This window comes from Peribacillus sp. SIMBA_075, assembly GCF_046534585.1.
Genome location: NZ_JAWRYN010000047.1, coordinates 1 through 16,030, shown reverse-complemented (window position 1 = coordinate 16,030; position 16,030 = coordinate 1). Strand labels below are relative to the sequence as shown.

Below are 16,030 nucleotides of genomic sequence, written 5' to 3'. Positions count from 1 at the left end.
ACTCGCCGGATTGGCGAGTTTTTTCTTTATATGGAAGACTTCCTGATCCTGAAGTCTTCCATCGGGTAGTATGCATTTTTGACGAGAACATTCGGGCCTAGACATTTGACTGCCGGGCAGTGGCAGTTCAATTCATTGGCCAGTTTCGAATTCATCCATGTGTCGTACGATTCGGTCAATGGCGAATCAATGATATTTCCCAATGTAGGTGCGTCCCCGAAATCGGTCACGATCACTTCCCCAGTGAAAATATTGACGTTCAACCTTGAACGTCCATCAGGGTCATTTCGAACCGTCACTTTATGTGAACCATACAGGCGTTGAAGCAGCTCTATATCCTCTTTAGCGTTATTGCAAGGATAGAATGGCAGGGTGCCAAAAAGCATCCATACATTTTCATCACGGATATCAAGCAAATGATGGATCGCTTCACGCATATTTTCCAATGATAACGTTTCAAGTGCCGAAGCGAAATCGCTTGGATACATCGGATGAATTTCATGTCTTTGACATCCCATTTCATCGACAATTTGTCTGTGAATATGCTCAAGATGAGGCAATGTGCGTTTATTAAGCATCGTTTCTGCAGAAACCAGCACACCAGCTTTTGTCAGGGCACGGGAATTTTCAATCATTTTATCGAATAACTTCTTTCGCTGTTCCCGTGATGGTTTTCGGTCCATCATGGCGAAGCCTATATCAATGAATTCATCGATCGTTCCCCAGTTATGGGAAATGTGCAGGACATCCAAATAAGGAATGATTTCCTCGTACCGTTCCAAGTCAAGGGTCAAATTGGAATTGATTTGTGTGCGGACCCCACGGCTACGGGCATATTTCAATAAAGGTAAAACATAATTCTTCACTTGTTTCCTAGATAGCATCGGTTCCCCGCCAGTGATGCTGAGCGAGCGAAGCAAAGGAATCTCATCAAGGCGCCGAATCAGTAATTCCAAAGGCAGAGCATCCGGATCCTTAGGCTGAAGTGTGTAGCCGACAGCACAATGTTCGCAACGCATATTGCAAAGGGTGGTGGTAGTGAACTCCACATTGGTCAAGCAGAGTTTTCCATATTGTTCAACGTCCATATATGCTTCCCAAGGATCATACTTGGGTGTAATTGGTGTTAAAAGATCTTGCTTGATTATTGACATGTTTAAAACTCCTTACGTAATAATGCACTAACCCATTATGAACAATGGGGACAAAAATTGTCAAATGGCGGAGAGCTGCATTTTAGCTTGCCATTGCACTTTCAAGCAGATTTCGTTACGATGAAAGAAGAACGGAAGGAGAGTGCCTCATGGGAAAATCCATTACAGGTAAAAACGAACAATTAACATACTTAAAAGAACGCCTCACGATGTTCATGGAGGTTCTTGATCATATCGAACCGGAAAATACTGAATTGGAAGATATAGACCGCTTAATCGGCATGATAGATGATTTGGAAGGCAAAGTTGAACAATTCAAAACCTGCGAAGAATAATATCTGTTTCGATAGTATGATTTTTTCAATGTTAATATTCATGAAGGGATGACGAGCAACCTGCGTCATCCCTTTTTTATATATAATGATTGATTGCGTTCATCATAAATAGGTAAAGATTGGTGATGACATTTTACTCATGGGCTTATTCTTTGCGGCTTGAACATTCCTCTTCAAATTGCTTTTCATTAAGAAAAATAATTACTTGTTTTCGAAAGATTATGTTAGATGTATAATAAAACGGGTGTTGTATCATTCGCTCTTTATAGAGAAGCAGGGAAATGATTAAATCTAGGGGAAATAAGAGGGGGAAGAGAAATTTGGATATTCAAAAATTCCAAGAAAGTATGTACAGTCTTATCGTTGAAACTTCAACGAATCTTCCAAAGGATGTTCGTCGTGCGGTAAAAAGCGCAAAACAACGTGAAAATGCAGGCACTCGTTCAGCGTTGAGCTTGGCCACCATCACGAATAATATTACAATGGCTGACGACAATGTATCACCGATTTGTCAGGATACTGGTCTGCCGACTTTCAAAATTAAAACTCCAGTTGGCGTGAACCAACTTGAAATAAAAGACGCAATCCGTAATGCAATCATTTTAGCGACAAAGGGCGGAAAACTTCGTCCAAACGCAGTTGATTCTTTATCGGGTGAAAATAGCGGGGATAATCTTGGGGAAGGTCTTCCTGTCATGAAATTCGATCAATGGGAAAAAGACTACATTGATGTTCGTCTTATCTTAAAAGGAGGCGGCTGTGAAAATAAAAACATTCAATACAGTCTGCCTATGGAGCTTGAAGGATTGGGGAAAGCGGGCCGTGATTTGGACGGAATCCGTAAATGTGTCCTACACTCTGTCTACCAAGCACAAGGGCAAGGATGCAGTGCCGGCTTTATCGGCGTTGGTATTGGAGGGGACCGTTCATCCGGATATGATCTGGCTAAGGCTCAACTTTTCCGCAGTAATGAAGATGTGAATCCGAATGAAGATCTTCGTAATCTTGAAGATTACATCATGAAGACAGCTAATGAATTGGGAATCGGCACGATGGGATTTGGCGGCGAAACCACACTGCTTGGATGTAAAATCGGTGTCATGCACCGTATTCCGGCAAGCTTTTTCGTCTCCGTTGCGTACAACTGCTGGGCTTTCCGCCGTTTAGGTGTGAAAGTGAATCCCGAAACAGGAGAAATCAATGAGTGGTTATACCAAGAAGGCGAGAAAATCGACTTTGCTCTAGAAGAAGAAAAAGCAGCGAAGGAAGAAGTGGCAGCCGCTGTAGAATCTGACGTTGAAGCTTCCCGTGAAATCACCCTGCAAGCACCAATCACGGAAGAACAAATCCGTGAATTAAAAGTTGGTGACGTAGTTCATATTAACGGCAGAATATATACGGGCCGTGACGCTATCCATAAGCACTTATCTGAAAATCCTGCACCAATCGACCTAGACGGACAAGTCATTTATCACTGTGGACCAGTTATGCTGAAGGACGAAGAAGGTAAATGGCATGTGAAGGCTGCGGGACCAACAACAAGTATTCGTGAAGAACCATACCAAGGCGATATCATGAAACGATTCGGCATCCGTGCAGTCATCGGTAAAGGCGGAATGGGACCGAAAACATTAGAAGCACTAAGTGAACACGGCGGCGTTTATCTAAACGCAATCGGCGGGGCTGCTCAATATTATGCAGACTGCATCAAATCCGTCGAAGGTGTTAACTTTACTGAATTTGGTATTCCAGAAGCAATGTGGCATTTGAACGTTGAAGGATTTACAGCAGTTGTTACCATGGATTCACATGGAAACAGCCTCCATAAAGATGTTCAGCAATCTTCATTGGAAAAATTGGCACAATTCAAAGAACCAGTATTTAAATAATGTATGGTAAAAGACGCTCACCAATCGGTTGAGCGTCTTTTCATATCTTACTCGTCCATTTCCGGAAGTGGATCAATCCTCGATGAATCCTCTAAATTCAATCCACTTTTCACAAAATGAATAAACACTCCACCACCTAAACCTAGACAACCAACAAAGCCTAACGTGATAACCCATTCCAGCATTTCATTCCCCCCTTGTTAAATGTATATGAAAAAAAAGGCGATAATTACCTCATAAAAGTACAATCTTTTGGAACGGCCGCACATATATTAGAAGAGAAAGGGGGGATTTTCATGCAGAATAGCTACTTCTTATTCTTTATCGCCATGTTATCCGGTTTTGCTTTCATCCAACTTCCTGTGGCAAACACTATTTTCTCCGGTCTTGAAACATTCCTAGACGTAATCGGAATTGTAATCGTTCTCATTTTTGCCATCACCATTATTTGGAAGGCTGCACAGGCGCTATTTAAAGGATAAACAAACAGAGGGGCCAATCCTTTTCGGAGGAAAGGCCTTTTTTTGTGTGGGATTAAGGTTATAATTCAGCCTAGAGCGAAATCGTCCAACCGGATAATTCGCCCCACGGAGCGAGATTCGACCTTCGCAATATCATGCATATAAATCTCTATGTTCCAAACACTAAGAAAAAAGAACATGGGGGATATTCAAATGAAAAAAATCGTGATTTTATCCGCTTTTATATGCTTGATATGCTCTTTGGCAAGTCCAGCTTTTGCAGAATCCTATAACTGGGGCTTCAATAAAGGGAAAAATGGGACACCTGCCGATGCTGGTAAAAACTTCAATGAGATGCTGCCTAAATATGAGGCGATTTATAAAGGGGATACAAAGAAAAAAGATATATACTTAACGTTTGATAACGGTTATGAAAATGGGTACACGGCGCAGATTCTGGATGTTCTGAAGAAACATAAGGCTCCTGGGGCTTTTTTCGTCACGGGTCATTATTTAAAAACGGCACCTGAGCTTGTTGTCCGTATGGCGAATGAAGGACATATCGTCGGGAATCATTCTTGGAACCATCCTGATATGACCAGTGTGACGGATGCTGTAATTCGCACTGAACTGGAGAGGGTTAAAAAAGCGACGGAAAAATTAACCGGTCAACAGGGGATGAACTACCTTAGGCCGCCGCGTGGTATATTCAATGAGAGAACAATGAAAGTCGCACAAAAAGAAGGATATTACCACATTTTCTGGTCGCTTGCATATAAGGACTGGATTGTTGACCAACAAAAGGGTGCCGCGTTCGCTCACGATGAAGTGCTTAAGCAGATTCATCCCGGGGCGATATTATTACTGCATACCGTATCAAAAGATAATGCGGAAGCACTCGACTCGATTTTGACGGATCTTGAAAAACAGGGGTACAAATTCAGTAGCCTTGATGATTTAATGATTGAGAAACAATTGCCAAACCGAATGCTTTATTAAAATAAAAAGCGGGTCCTGTAATGATAATTCAGGTCCCGCTTTTATCCATTCTCTTCAATTTCAAGTAATATTCCTGGAAACATGCTATAATACGTGGAAAACTGCTAAAGGATGGATCGCTTGTGTGGACAGAAAAATTACAGGTTCAAGGACCCTATAATTTCGATCTTGTTCTCGAACGATTATCGTTAGACCCACTTCAGGTAGTTGATTTTACTAACAGGACGGTAAAAGTTCCGCTATATATAGAAAGAGAACCAATCGTTTTGCAGGTTCAGGCAATAGGAAATATCGATGAACCATCTTTCATCATCAAAGGTCATTCAGAGGTTTACAAGTCAAAAGCAATCGAACGGTTAAAAAAGGTTTTTCATTGGCATCAGCCATTAGAAGGCGTTTCCCGGCATTTCCGGGAATCAGATTTAAGGGAAATCTTCGAAGAGCACCGCGGTACAGCCATAGTCTTGGACTTCGATTACTACAGTTGCCTCGTCAAATGCATCATACATCAGCAATTGAATTTATCTTTTGCACATACGCTCACGGAACGATTCGTTAAAACATTCGGATACCAGATAGAAGGTGCCTGGTTTTATCCGACATCGGAAACAACCGCCCAACTTCAAATCGAGCAATTAAGAGCCATTCAATTCAGTGGCCGAAAAGCGGAATACGTCATCGGACTTTCCGAGCAAATCATTCAGGGCCATCTCAATCTTGATATAATGGACAAGTTATCCGATCAAGATGTTATGGATACACTAATAAAAATACGCGGTATCGGTAGATGGACGGCTGAAAACTTCCTGCTTTTTGGACTCGGCCGACCGAATCTGTTTCCCAAAGCCGATATTGGCATTCAAAATGCCTTGAAAAAATTATATGGCTTACCGCAAAAGCCAACCCAAGAAGAAATGGAAACCTATAGTGTGAAATGGGCTCCATATCTAAGCTACGCTTCCCTCTATTTGTGGAGAAGCATTGAAAAACGGAGTGAAAAGAAATGACAAACATTCAAGATACAAATCTAGAAGTGGATCAAACGCTTCCCCTTACCATTAAACGGCTCGGCATTAACGGGGAGGGAGTCGGTTATTTCAAAAAGAAAGTCGTCTTCGTCCCAGGAGCATTACCAGGTGAAGAAATAGTAGCTTTAATAACGAAAGTACAGCCGAACTTTTCTGAAGCAAAAATTAAAACCATCCGGAAAGAATCACCGCACCGCATTGCAGCCCCATGTCCGGTTTATGCTGAATGCGGAGGATGTCAGTTACAGCATTTAAGCTATGACCAGCAGCTTATTGAAAAACGCGATATCGTCATTCAAGCGATGGAACGTCATACGAAATTCCCGATTTCTTCATTAAATATAAAAGAAACAATCGGCATGGAAGATCCTTGGAACTACCGCAACAAAAGTCAGTACCAAGTCGGTCAGAAAGATGGCAAATTGATTGCCGGTCTATACGGCTTAAACTCCCATAACTTGATCGATATTCCCAACTGTCTTGTACAGCATAAGGCTACTAATAAAGTAACACGTACAGTGAAGAAGATCCTAAAGAACCTGAATATCTCGATCTATAATGAAAGAAAGAGAAAAGGTGTGATCCGTACAGTCATTACAAGAGTTGGCTTTGAAACAGGTGAAGTGCAGGTGGTCTTAGTTACAGGAGCGGAAGAAATTCCACAAAAAGATCAATTGCTTAAACAAATTCGTGACCAACTGCCGGAAGTGAAATCAGTCGTTCAAAATATTAATAACCAAAACACATCACTTATTTTTGGCGAAAAGACGATCCATCTTGCAGGCGAAAAAGTCATCAACGAAACATTGGGTGACCTATCATACGAACTATCGGCCCGTACTTTCTTCCAACTTAATCCGGTCCAAACAGTCCGCATGTATGACGAAGTGAAAAAAGCGGCAGCCCTGACCGGCACTGAAAAAGTCGTAGATGCTTATTGCGGTGTAGGCACTATCGGACTTTGGCTGTCTGAAGATGCAAAAGAGGTTCGCGGAATGGACGTCATCAAAGAATCCATTGAAGACGCCAAGAAAAATGCCATCAGACACAAACGCACCAACATGCATTATGAAACAGGCAAAGCCGAGAATATCCTGCCACGCTGGACCAAAGAAGGCTGGAAACCGGACGTGCTTGTCGTCGATCCACCAAGATCCGGCTGTGACCAATCCTTACTGCAGGCCATCTTGAAAGTTAAACCGAAAACCATAGTGTACGTATCTTGCAATCCGTCTACATTGGCGAAGGACCTTCAAGAATTGAGCGCATTATACGAAGTAAAATCCATGCAGCCTGTGGATATGTTCCCGCAGACGAGCCATGTGGAGTGTGTCTCGCAACTCATTTTAAAAGAAGGCAACTAACCCTATACGGGAGTTGCCTTTTCCTTATTCTATTTGTAGCGGATTAATAAATTTTTTATATTGAATATGAATATCGCCAGGATGTAAGAAGATAGTTTTTCACAAATTATAAATGTCCAAATGTACTTGTGTTTGATAATAAGTTATTAAGCATGATATAAGTGTAAAAGAAGTGGAACATTTGGCTTTATATTTTTTGACCGAGAGTTTGAAGTTGTATCCATAGTGAGAGGATTTGAGTTTAAAATGATAGATAATTTTTGGCGTGATTTACCACGACCATTTTTTGTACTTGCACCAATGGAAGATGTGACAGATGTTGTTTTTCGCCACGTAGTAAGTGAAGCCGGTCGACCGGATGTATTTTTCACAGAGTTTACAAACTCGGATAGCTATTGTCATCCAGAGGGCATGAAAAGTGTGCGTGGCCGTTTGATTTTTACAGAAGATGAACAGCCAATGGTGGCACATATTTGGGGGGACAATCCCGAATATTTCCGTCAAATGAGTATTGGCATGGCAGAGCTAGGATTTAAAGGCATCGATATTAATATGGGCTGCCCTGTACCGAATGTGGCATCAAGAGGGAAAGGTAGTGGCCTTATTCTGCGTCCAGATGTTGCGGCAGAACTTATTCAAGCAGCAAAAGCGGGCGGACTGCCAGTCAGCGTGAAAACACGACTTGGCTATAATGATGTAAATGAGTGGGAGGAGTGGCTAAAGCATATTTTAAAACAGGATGTTGCGAACCTTTCTATTCATTTACGTACAAGAAAGGAAATGAGCCAAGTGGATGCGCATTGGGAGCTAATTCCGGAAATCAAAAAATTACGTGACCATATCGCACCAAATACGCTACTAACAATCAATGGAGACATTCCTGACCGTCAAACTGGGCTGCAGCTTGCTGAACAATATGGTATTGATGGCGTTATGATCGGGCGAGGTATTTTTAAAAATCCTTTTGCTTTTGAAAAAGAGCCAAAAGAGCATAGCAGTAAAGAATATCTTGATCTTTTAAGACTGCAGCTTGATCTTCAAGATCAATATGCGGAAGCACTGCCACGTTCAATCACAGGGCTTCATCGCTTTTTCAAAATTTATGTCAAAGGATTCCGTGGAGCTGGTGAATTAAGAAATCAATTAATGAACACGAAATCAACGAATGAAGTGCGTGCATTGCTTGATAACTTTGGAAAAGATTGTTGATGGGACGGGGACAGTGAAATGATGTAGCTCTCAAAAAGTCAGAGAAAAAATGGATCACATCAACTTATGTGAACTTATTTTATTCAGTTTCAAGTTCCTTTGCAGCCGGCAACTTTTGTTTTGATAAAGTCTGTTTTCTAAAGGAAAAGGTCTTAAGAATGTAATAAACCCACAAGCACCCTTGTGTTGCCACCTACACTCTGCACATGTGGAAGTAATCACGAAACTGAAAATAAAATAATAGGCAGATTGATCCGGGAATCCGTAAAGGGTTCCAGGATTTTCAGCTGCGTTTATTCCCATCCATTTGTGAAATAATGAAGGTACTGTGAAAAAAGAAAAAATATACAGGAGGTTTATGAATGCATAATCATGATATATTAATTCGACTAAGATATGCGCTGGATATAAAAAATAAAGATATGGTAGAGATATTTAAACTCGGGGATATTGAAGTGACAAGAGAAGAAGTCATGCAGATGCTCACAAAGCCGAAAGATGGTTTCTATGATGAATACGACGAAGATGATATGGATGATGAAGGTATAAAATGTAACAATACGATGTTGGAGTCCTTTTTAAATGGCTTGATCATTTTTAAAAGAGGAAAACAAGAACCAAAACCCGGCCAGCCAGAAAACCCGGCACCTACTGCAAAGAATAAGGAAAGCATGAATAATATTCTGCTAAAGAAAATGAAAATCGCGCTGACATTAACAAGCGAGGATATGATTGATATCTTGGAAGAAGCAGGAGTCATGATAACCAAAGGAGAATTAAGCGCCATTTTAAGAAAAGTTGGTCATAGAAATTATAAAGAGTGCGGGGATAAATTCGCCAGGAATTTCTTAAAAGGGTTAGCTTTGAGATATAGGGGATAAGGGTTCAGTAATAGCAGCTATATTAAAAAAATGCACATTATGATAATTTCGCCTTGATTTCGTGAAAATACTTTTCCGATTTCGGGGTCTTTTTCGTTAGTTTAAACATATAAACAGTGTGGAATCATATAAAAAATCGAATGTGCCCATAAGGCACCTCCTGCACATCCATGCCGAATTCCTGTATGATTCAATACACTGCTGTATGTCTGTTTTCAAAATAACTGGGTGTCTATTCTATAAGTTGGCTTTATAAAGTTGTGTATAATGTGTGGACAAAAAAAGAGAAGTAGGAATTAATCACATTGCTCATACCTATTAAATCCGTTCACTTGCTTTTCCCTTTGGATAATATTGAAGATAATAGATTGTACGTATTTCTCATTTCATCATTAAATGGTAGTTGCCTATTGCATTTCATCCTCAACCACATAGTTTAATAATAAAAGGTTGAACGAGGTGCAGAAATGGATGATAACAAAAAAGTGATAACCATTTTAGGAAGTGCGGGAGGGGCCGCAAAATCAATACTTTCCATATTGAATAAATCAGTTATTGATAAAAGAGATCCAATCCACCATTTTATTTCCAGTTGTACTTTACATTTAATCGATATTAAACAAAAAGAAGAAAAATATTATCATGAATTATTTCCACAGCTAAAAAATCACTTTGTATTCCATCAACTTGATTTAAAAGATACAAAGAGGTTTACTAAGCATCTTGAAAGCACAAAAACATTTTGTGTAATAGATCTATCACGGGCGGATACGGTTGAAATACTAGATTGCTGTAATGCATTAGGTGTTAATTATGTTAATTCCGCTATAGAAAAAACAACGATTGACGAAAAGGAAGAATTATCTCATGGATTTCCTTTAATTGAACGAATCAGGCATTTTGAAAAGTATAAAGATCAATTTTCAAATTCAACAGCCATCATTGGTTCGGGAATGAATCCAGGGGTGGTTCAATGGATGGCCGTTGAGCTGTTAAAGAAAGACTCAGGAGAACGTCCACTTGGCTGTTATATTGTAGAGCATGACAATTATTTTTTTAAGGACAAGGCGAAGGCAAAAAAGGACGTCATTTACACAACCTGGTCTCCCGAGTGCTTTCTGGACGAGGCTATTTCAAGCTATCCGATGTTTATGAACCACCATACACCGCTCTTTTTATATGAAAATGTTTATGATGTCGAATTTAAAGTCTCTTTAGGGGACAAGCAGTTTTACGGTTGTTTAATGCCTCATGAAGAAGTATATTCTTTGGGCAAATTGTATGATATGGAAAGCGGCTTTTTATATAAGGTAAATGACCATACGACGGAGTTAATCCGCTCAAAACTGGATGACGTTGATCAATTATGGGACCATGAAATGGAGGTTCTCGATCCGCTTGAAGACGAACTTGAAGGGGAAGATCTAGTTGGTGTCCTTATTGTTTATCAAGAAAAGGAGCATTATATGTACAATGTATTAGAGAATGGCGAAATCTTTTCCAAATACAAAACCAATGCAACATACTTTCAAGTGGCCTGCGGTATATATGCTGCCTTATCGGTGCTGCTAATGGATCGAATCCCCAAAGGAGTTTACTATGTGGATGAGTTATTGTTAAAAACCAATAATCATTATGGTCAATATTTGACCTATTATATGACGAATTTTGTAATAGGGGAAAATAAACATTCAGATGGTCCTTTACTTCACAGGATGAAAAGGGTGAACCCATAATGTACATTTGAAGTCGTCATCAATGAAAGGGACTGGCTTCAATTTTTCAATTTAATAAAGTTGTGCACAAGTTGTGGATAAAGAAAGGGGGAAATAGGGGAAATCCTTATTCTTCAGACTTTGCTCCTGATTATGTGCATAACTTTTTTTTTTTGATGAACTAAAGGGTCCGTTTAGTCAAAGGATGTATGGACCCTATGTGTTGTAATGAACACTAACTGTCCATTAGAGCAATGTAAACAGATAAAAGAGGATAATTAATCCGCTAAGTTTACTTGTCTTCATTTTCTTCTTCAACAGATTTTTGGACGATTTCTTTTATTTCTCCTATATCACCTTTTGCATTGATGATTTCAAAGATCTCATTTAAGCCTTCTGAGGTTTTTTCATCTTCTGTTTTCACTATATCCCTCCTTTTTTATGGTTATTTGTTAAAGTCTCCAAAAGCCAGAAGATAAAACATATGTCTCTTTGGAAAAATGATGATATTCTCATTGTATTTCCAGCGATTTGAACGACTTTTTTAGCGGGTTTTATTGTAAAACTACAAAAATTCCGATTTTTTTGTCCACACAATATGGACAACGTTGAAAAATTCTATTATTATGATTGTTAGAACTATTAGTATAAAAGGATTTAGGTTACTTCCTTGTGTGTTTTTAGAGAGGACACATGTATTTTTAGAGAAAATGGTCAAATTCAATAAACTTGAAATAGGGGTAAAACATATAAAATTCCTGCATTTATTCCAAACATCAATGAGGGGGTATATTAAATGTCAAGTGAAATATTAAATCGATTTTTGAAAGAAAATTTGGAAGATTTAAAAAATAAAGGGCTTTACAACGTCATTGATCCGGTAGAAGGTCCAAACGGTCCGGTAATCACCATTGCGGGCAGAGAATTAATTAATTTATCATCAAATAACTATTTAGGTTTAGCAACAGATCGACGATTGAAAGAGGCTTGCATAGAAGCAACGAAAACATATGGAGTCGGAGCCGGTGCCGTTCGTACGATCAACGGAACATTAGATATTCATGTTAAATTAGAAGAAAAGCTTGCTGAATTTAAACATACAGAAGCGGCCATTGCTTATCAATCGGGCTTTAATTGTAATATGGCTGCCATTTCAGGAGTGATGGATAAACATGATGCCATACTTTCAGATGAACTGAATCATGCATCCATCATTGATGGATGTCGATTATCTAAAGCAAAGATTATTCCATTTGTCCATTCCGACATGGACGATTTACGAACAAAAGCGCGTCAAGCAAAAGAGTCCGGATTATTTAACAAAGTCATGATTATTACCGATGGAGTTTTCTCGATGGATGGGGATATTGCCAAGCTTCCTGAAATTGTGGAGATTGCAGAAGAGTTTGATTTAATTACTTATGTTGATGATGCACACGGTTCGGGGGTACTAGGCAATGGTGCAGGAACGGTAAAACATTTCGGGTTATCGGATAGAGTGGATTTCCAAATTGGAACATTATCCAAAGCCATTGGTGTTGTAGGAGGCTATGTAGCAGGAAAGAAAGATTTAATTGATTGGTTAAAAGTAAGAAGCCGTCCATTTTTATTTTCAACAGCTGCCACACCGGGAGCAGTTGCAGCTAGTATAGAAGCCATTGATATTTTGATGACTAGCTCAGATCTTCAAAATAAGCTGTGGGAAAACAGTGATTACTTGAAAAAAGGCCTAAAAGAATTAGGGTTTGATATCGGAGCGAGCGAAACACCGATTACGCCTTGCATTATAGGTGATGAAGCAAAAACGCAGCAATTCTCAAAGAGGCTGAATGAAGAAGGCGTATATGCTAAATCCATCGTATTTCCTACCGTTCCAAAAGGAACAGGAAGAGTGCGGAATATGCCCACTGCTGCTCATACAAAAGAGATGCTGGATCGTGCATTAGCGATTTATGAAAAAGTAGGAAAAGAAATGTCGATCATTTAAGAACATTGCATGCTGTAAAGAGAAAAAGGGGAGGGATTTTTGATGAAAAAGGTCTTAGTAACGGGTGCTTTAGGTCAAATTGGTTCAGAACTGACGCTGAAAATGAGAGAAATCTATGGATCTGACAATATCATTGCAACAGATATTCGAAAAACGGACAGCGATGTTGCCCAATCAGGCCCATTTGAGATTTTAGATGTTACAGATGAAAAAGCGATGTTTAATATGGCAAAAAAACATGAAGTGGATACGATTATACATTTAGCTGCTTTATTGTCAGCAACAGCTGAAAAGAAGCCTCTTTTAGCTTGGCATTTAAACATGGGTGGATTGGTCAATGCTTTGGAATCGGCACGAGAACTCGATTGCCAGTTATTCACACCTAGTTCTATTGGTGCGTTTGGTCCATCGACTCCTAAAGATTGGACACCGCAAGACAGCATTCAACGGCCGAATACGATGTACGGAGTGAATAAGGTATCCGGGGAGTTATTATGTGATTATTACCATCATAAATTTGGGGTTGATACGAGAGGTCTCCGGTTCCCGGGATTGATTTCGTATGTTACACCTCCTGGCGGTGGAACTACCGACTATGCAGTTGAAATTTACTATGAAGCGATTAAAAACAAGCGATATACTTCTTACATTGATAAGGGAACGTATATGGATATGATGTATATGCCTGACGCTTTAGCTGCCATCATTACACTAATGGAGGCAGATGCTTCAAAATTAAAACATCGGAATTCTTTCAATGTGTCTGCCATGAGCTTTGATCCGGAGCAAATTGCAGCCGAGATTAAAAGGCATATTCCGGAATTTGTCATGAATTATGACGTCGATCCTGTAAGACAATCCATTGCCGATAGCTGGCCAAATAAAATAGATTCAACTTGTGCAATGGAAGAGTGGGGATTTAAGGCGGAATATGATTTGGAGAAAATGACGAATGACATGTTGGTGAAACTGAAATTAAGGTCACTTTTAGTAACCGCATAAATAAACCTGCTTGCCGAATAAAAGAGTTGTAATACTCTTTTATTCGAGTTTCTTTATTCAGATGAATTTTAAACGTTTAAAGGATGCACTTTCAATAACCAATGAAAAGTAAGCGCTTTCTATAAGGCGGAATTGAACAACCTCGTATTAATTGTTCGGAAATAGGTTGATTAGGATAAAGCTATGCTTCTAAGTTCATATGATACTTAATAACTAGAAATTCATGTTTACAAGAACCTTTCTAACTGTCAGGAATGCTTAAATTAAAAGTGAAGAATGATTTTAAGAGGCTGCTTTAAGATAGATTTAAAAGAGTGGGAGCCTGCTATATCATTTCTATACTAAATAGGGAGAGCATTAAGCATCTTGCATCAAATTTCGACTATTAGTAGTGTAGGGGGAAATGGAATGGCAAACAAAGATTTGAATAGGGACTTGAAAGGCCGTCATATTCAGATGATCGCTTTGGGCGGTACGATTGGTGTCGGTTTATTTATGGGTTCAGCCAGCACGATTCAATGGACAGGTCCGTCTGTAATGTTAGCTTATGCGATCTCTGGTTTATTTATATTCTTGATCATGCGCGCAATGGGGGAAATGCTGTATTTAGAGCCAAGTACAGGTTCATTTGCAACATTTGGTTATAAGTACATTCATCCATTGGCAGGGTATATGACTGCTTGGAGTAACTGGTTCCAGTGGGTTATCGTCGGGATGGCAGAAATTATTGCAGTTGGAACGTACATGCAGTATTGGTACCCGGATCTCCCTGCTTGGATTCCAGGCTTAATCGCAATGGTTATTCTTGGGGCAGCGAACTTGATTTCCGTTAAGTCCTTTGGTGAAATTGAATTTTGGTTTGCGCTGATAAAAATCGTAACGATTATATTAATGATCGTTGCAGGATTTGGACTTATTTTCTTTGGCATCGGTAACGGGGGAGAAGCATTAGGGTTATCAAATCTTTGGGAACATGGTGGTTTATTTACAGGTGGTTGGAAGGGTTTCTTCTTTGCACTATCACTAGTTGTTGCTGCTTATCAAGGTGTAGAACTAATAGGGATTACAGCTGGTGAAGCAAAAGATCCGCAAAAAACGATAACCAAAGCGATTCAAAGTACCATTTGGCGTATTTTAATTTTCTATATCGGTGCGATTTTCATTATTGTAACCGTTTACCCTTGGGATCAATTAAGTGCGATTGGCAGTCCATTTGTTGCTACTTTTGCGAAAGTTGGTATCACGGCAGCAGCTGGAATCATTAATTTTGTCGTAATCACGGCTGCTATGTCTGGCTGCAATAGTGGTATTTACAGTGCAGGACGTATGCTTTACACATTAGGGATGAATGGCCAAGCGCCAAAATTCTTTGCAAAAGTATCTAATAGCGGTGTCCCTTTATTCGGAACGTTCGGCGTGATAGTCGGGTTAGCAATTGGGGTTGTTTTAAGTTATATTGCACCAAAAAATTTATTTGTGCATGTATACAGTGCGAGCGTACTTCCTGGTATGATTCCGTGGTTTGTCATTCTGATCAGTCAAATTCAATTCAGAAAAGTAAAAAAAGCTGAAATGGATAATCATCCATTCAAAATGCCTTTTGCACCTGTTACAAACTACCTGACCATCGCTTTCTTGATCATGGTATTAATAGGTATGTGGTTTAATGATGACACACGTATATCACTTATGGTTGGAATAGGTTTTCTGGCTATCGTTGTAATTAGTTATTTCGCTTTTGGAATAGGCAAGCGTGTACAAGCCGATGTTCAGACAGATCCTCAGACAGAAGATAAAGTGATTAATTTATAATTCACTTTGGATATTTCTAAGTGAGACGATTGTTTTTCATGCATTTTTAATGATCGAAGATAAGAAAATCTAAATAGTCTGATGCTTAACTCAAAAAAAGGGCTGCTGCTGCAGCCCTTTTCGTGCGCCCGGCATGGGTGCAATCTATAGGGTGGAAGTCCCGAATCATGAAGGCAGTAGTAGTGGTTAGCTTA

General features: G+C 39.6%; 15 protein-coding genes. 12 read left to right on the top strand and 3 right to left on the bottom strand.

The features are described from left to right. Nucleotides 1-26 precede the first annotated feature (26 nt). Nucleotides 27-1,148 carry a radical SAM/CxCxxxxC motif protein YfkAB gene (gene yfkAB, locus SB775_RS23125; RefSeq protein WP_375166318.1) on the bottom strand — a complete coding sequence of 374 codons (1,122 nt, stop codon included), beginning with the start codon at nt 1,146-1,148 and terminating at the stop codon, nt 27-29. Between the two features lie 155 nt (nt 1,149-1,303). On the opposite strand from yfkAB, the gene SB775_RS23120 reads away from it, so the two are divergent. Both SB775_RS23120 and SB775_RS23115 read left to right on the top strand, forming a co-directional pair. After that, the gene (locus SB775_RS23120; protein WP_410863527.1) at nt 1,304-1,489 is read left to right on the top strand and encodes an SE1561 family protein; all 186 of its coding nucleotides are present in this window, start codon (nt 1,304-1,306) and stop codon (nt 1,487-1,489) included. A 320-nt stretch (nt 1,490-1,809) separates the two neighbouring features. Continuing rightward, nucleotides 1,810-3,378 carry a fumarate hydratase gene (locus SB775_RS23115; protein ID WP_061461525.1) on the top strand — a complete coding sequence of 523 codons (1,569 nt, stop codon included), beginning with the start codon at nt 1,810-1,812 and terminating at the stop codon, nt 3,376-3,378. A gap of 47 nt (nt 3,379-3,425) precedes the next feature. Here SB775_RS23115 and SB775_RS23110 read toward each other — a convergent pair whose 3' ends face one another. Beyond that, complete coding sequence (locus SB775_RS23110; RefSeq protein WP_176431897.1) at nt 3,426-3,563, bottom strand: hypothetical protein; 138 nt, start codon at nt 3,561-3,563, stop codon at nt 3,426-3,428. Nucleotides 3,564-3,674: 111 nt separating this feature from the next. On the opposite strand from SB775_RS23110, the gene SB775_RS23105 reads away from it, so the two are divergent. The 7 genes from SB775_RS23105 to SB775_RS23075 all read left to right on the top strand — a co-directional run bounded on the left by SB775_RS23105 (nt 3,675) and on the right by SB775_RS23075 (nt 11,056). Beyond that, on the top strand, nt 3,675-3,860 hold the full coding sequence (locus tag SB775_RS23105; protein WP_089362623.1) for a hypothetical protein: 186 nt from the start codon (nt 3,675-3,677) through the stop codon (nt 3,858-3,860). A gap of 192 nt (nt 3,861-4,052) precedes the next feature. After that, on the top strand, nt 4,053-4,838 hold the full coding sequence (gene pdaA / locus SB775_RS23100) for a delta-lactam-biosynthetic de-N-acetylase (protein WP_410863526.1): 786 nt from the start codon (nt 4,053-4,055) through the stop codon (nt 4,836-4,838). Nucleotides 4,839-4,960: 122 nt separating this feature from the next. After that, a complete protein-coding gene (locus SB775_RS23095; RefSeq protein ID WP_176431899.1) occupies nt 4,961-5,845 on the top strand; it encodes a DNA-3-methyladenine glycosylase family protein in 885 nt (294 codons plus the stop codon). Beyond that, on the top strand, nt 5,842-7,230 hold the full coding sequence (rlmD, locus tag SB775_RS23090; RefSeq protein ID WP_410863525.1) for a 23S rRNA (uracil(1939)-C(5))-methyltransferase RlmD: 1,389 nt from the start codon (nt 5,842-5,844) through the stop codon (nt 7,228-7,230). The genes SB775_RS23095 and rlmD overlap by 4 nt, the downstream gene beginning before the upstream one ends. A gap of 246 nt (nt 7,231-7,476) precedes the next feature. Then, nucleotides 7,477-8,439 (top strand): tRNA dihydrouridine synthase, encoded by a 963-nt coding sequence (locus tag SB775_RS23085; protein ID WP_410863524.1) that lies wholly within the window; start codon nt 7,477-7,479, stop codon nt 8,437-8,439. 362 nt (nt 8,440-8,801) lie between these two features. Then, nucleotides 8,802-9,320: a YehS family protein gene (locus SB775_RS23080; protein WP_089362628.1), complete on the top strand. Its 519-nt coding sequence runs from the start codon at nt 8,802-8,804 to the stop codon at nt 9,318-9,320. A 467-nt stretch (nt 9,321-9,787) separates the two neighbouring features. Next, the gene (locus SB775_RS23075; protein ID WP_089362629.1) at nt 9,788-11,056 is read left to right on the top strand and encodes an S-adenosylmethionine decarboxylase related protein; all 1,269 of its coding nucleotides are present in this window, start codon (nt 9,788-9,790) and stop codon (nt 11,054-11,056) included. 271 nt (nt 11,057-11,327) lie between these two features. On the opposite strand, the gene SB775_RS23070 is transcribed toward SB775_RS23075, so the two are convergent. Beyond that, nucleotides 11,328-11,459: a hypothetical protein gene (locus tag SB775_RS23070; protein WP_286140827.1), complete on the bottom strand. Its 132-nt coding sequence runs from the start codon at nt 11,457-11,459 to the stop codon at nt 11,328-11,330. Nucleotides 11,460-11,831: 372 nt separating this feature from the next. Between SB775_RS23070 and SB775_RS23065 the strand changes: the two genes are divergently transcribed. The 3 genes from SB775_RS23065 (at nt 11,832) to SB775_RS23055 (ending at nt 15,836) form a co-directional block, all read left to right on the top strand. Then, nucleotides 11,832-13,022, top strand: coding sequence for a glycine C-acetyltransferase (locus SB775_RS23065; RefSeq protein WP_410863521.1), 1,191 nt, complete (start codon nt 11,832-11,834; stop codon nt 13,020-13,022). A gap of 42 nt (nt 13,023-13,064) precedes the next feature. Next, entirely contained in the window at nt 13,065-14,024 is a 960-nt protein-coding gene (locus SB775_RS23060; protein WP_410863520.1) for an L-threonine 3-dehydrogenase, read from the top strand. A 408-nt stretch (nt 14,025-14,432) separates the two neighbouring features. Then, on the top strand, nt 14,433-15,836 hold the full coding sequence (locus tag SB775_RS23055) for an amino acid permease (protein ID WP_318687058.1): 1,404 nt from the start codon (nt 14,433-14,435) through the stop codon (nt 15,834-15,836). Nucleotides 15,837-16,030 lie beyond the last annotated feature (194 nt).

Bases quoted from the DNA above. Each gene is read 5' to 3' on its own strand.
- SB775_RS23120 (WP_410863527.1), top strand. From the start codon at position 1,304: ATGGGAAAATCCATTACAGGTAAAAACGAACAATTAACATACTTAAAA.
- SB775_RS23110 (WP_176431897.1), bottom strand. From the start codon at position 3,563: ATGCTGGAATGGGTTATCACGTTAGGCTTTGTTGGTTGTCTAGGTTTA.
- SB775_RS23105 (WP_089362623.1), top strand. From the start codon at position 3,675: ATGCAGAATAGCTACTTCTTATTCTTTATCGCCATGTTATCCGGTTTT.
- pdaA (WP_410863526.1), top strand. From the start codon at position 4,053: ATGAAAAAAATCGTGATTTTATCCGCTTTTATATGCTTGATATGCTCT.
- rlmD (WP_410863525.1), top strand. From the start codon at position 5,842: ATGACAAACATTCAAGATACAAATCTAGAAGTGGATCAAACGCTTCCC.
- SB775_RS23085 (WP_410863524.1), top strand. From the start codon at position 7,477: ATGATAGATAATTTTTGGCGTGATTTACCACGACCATTTTTTGTACTT.
- SB775_RS23080 (WP_089362628.1), top strand. From the start codon at position 8,802: ATGCATAATCATGATATATTAATTCGACTAAGATATGCGCTGGATATA.
- SB775_RS23075 (WP_089362629.1), top strand. From the start codon at position 9,788: ATGGATGATAACAAAAAAGTGATAACCATTTTAGGAAGTGCGGGAGGG.
- SB775_RS23065 (WP_410863521.1), top strand. From the start codon at position 11,832: ATGTCAAGTGAAATATTAAATCGATTTTTGAAAGAAAATTTGGAAGAT.
- SB775_RS23060 (WP_410863520.1), top strand. From the start codon at position 13,065: ATGAAAAAGGTCTTAGTAACGGGTGCTTTAGGTCAAATTGGTTCAGAA.
- SB775_RS23055 (WP_318687058.1), top strand. From the start codon at position 14,433: ATGGCAAACAAAGATTTGAATAGGGACTTGAAAGGCCGTCATATTCAG.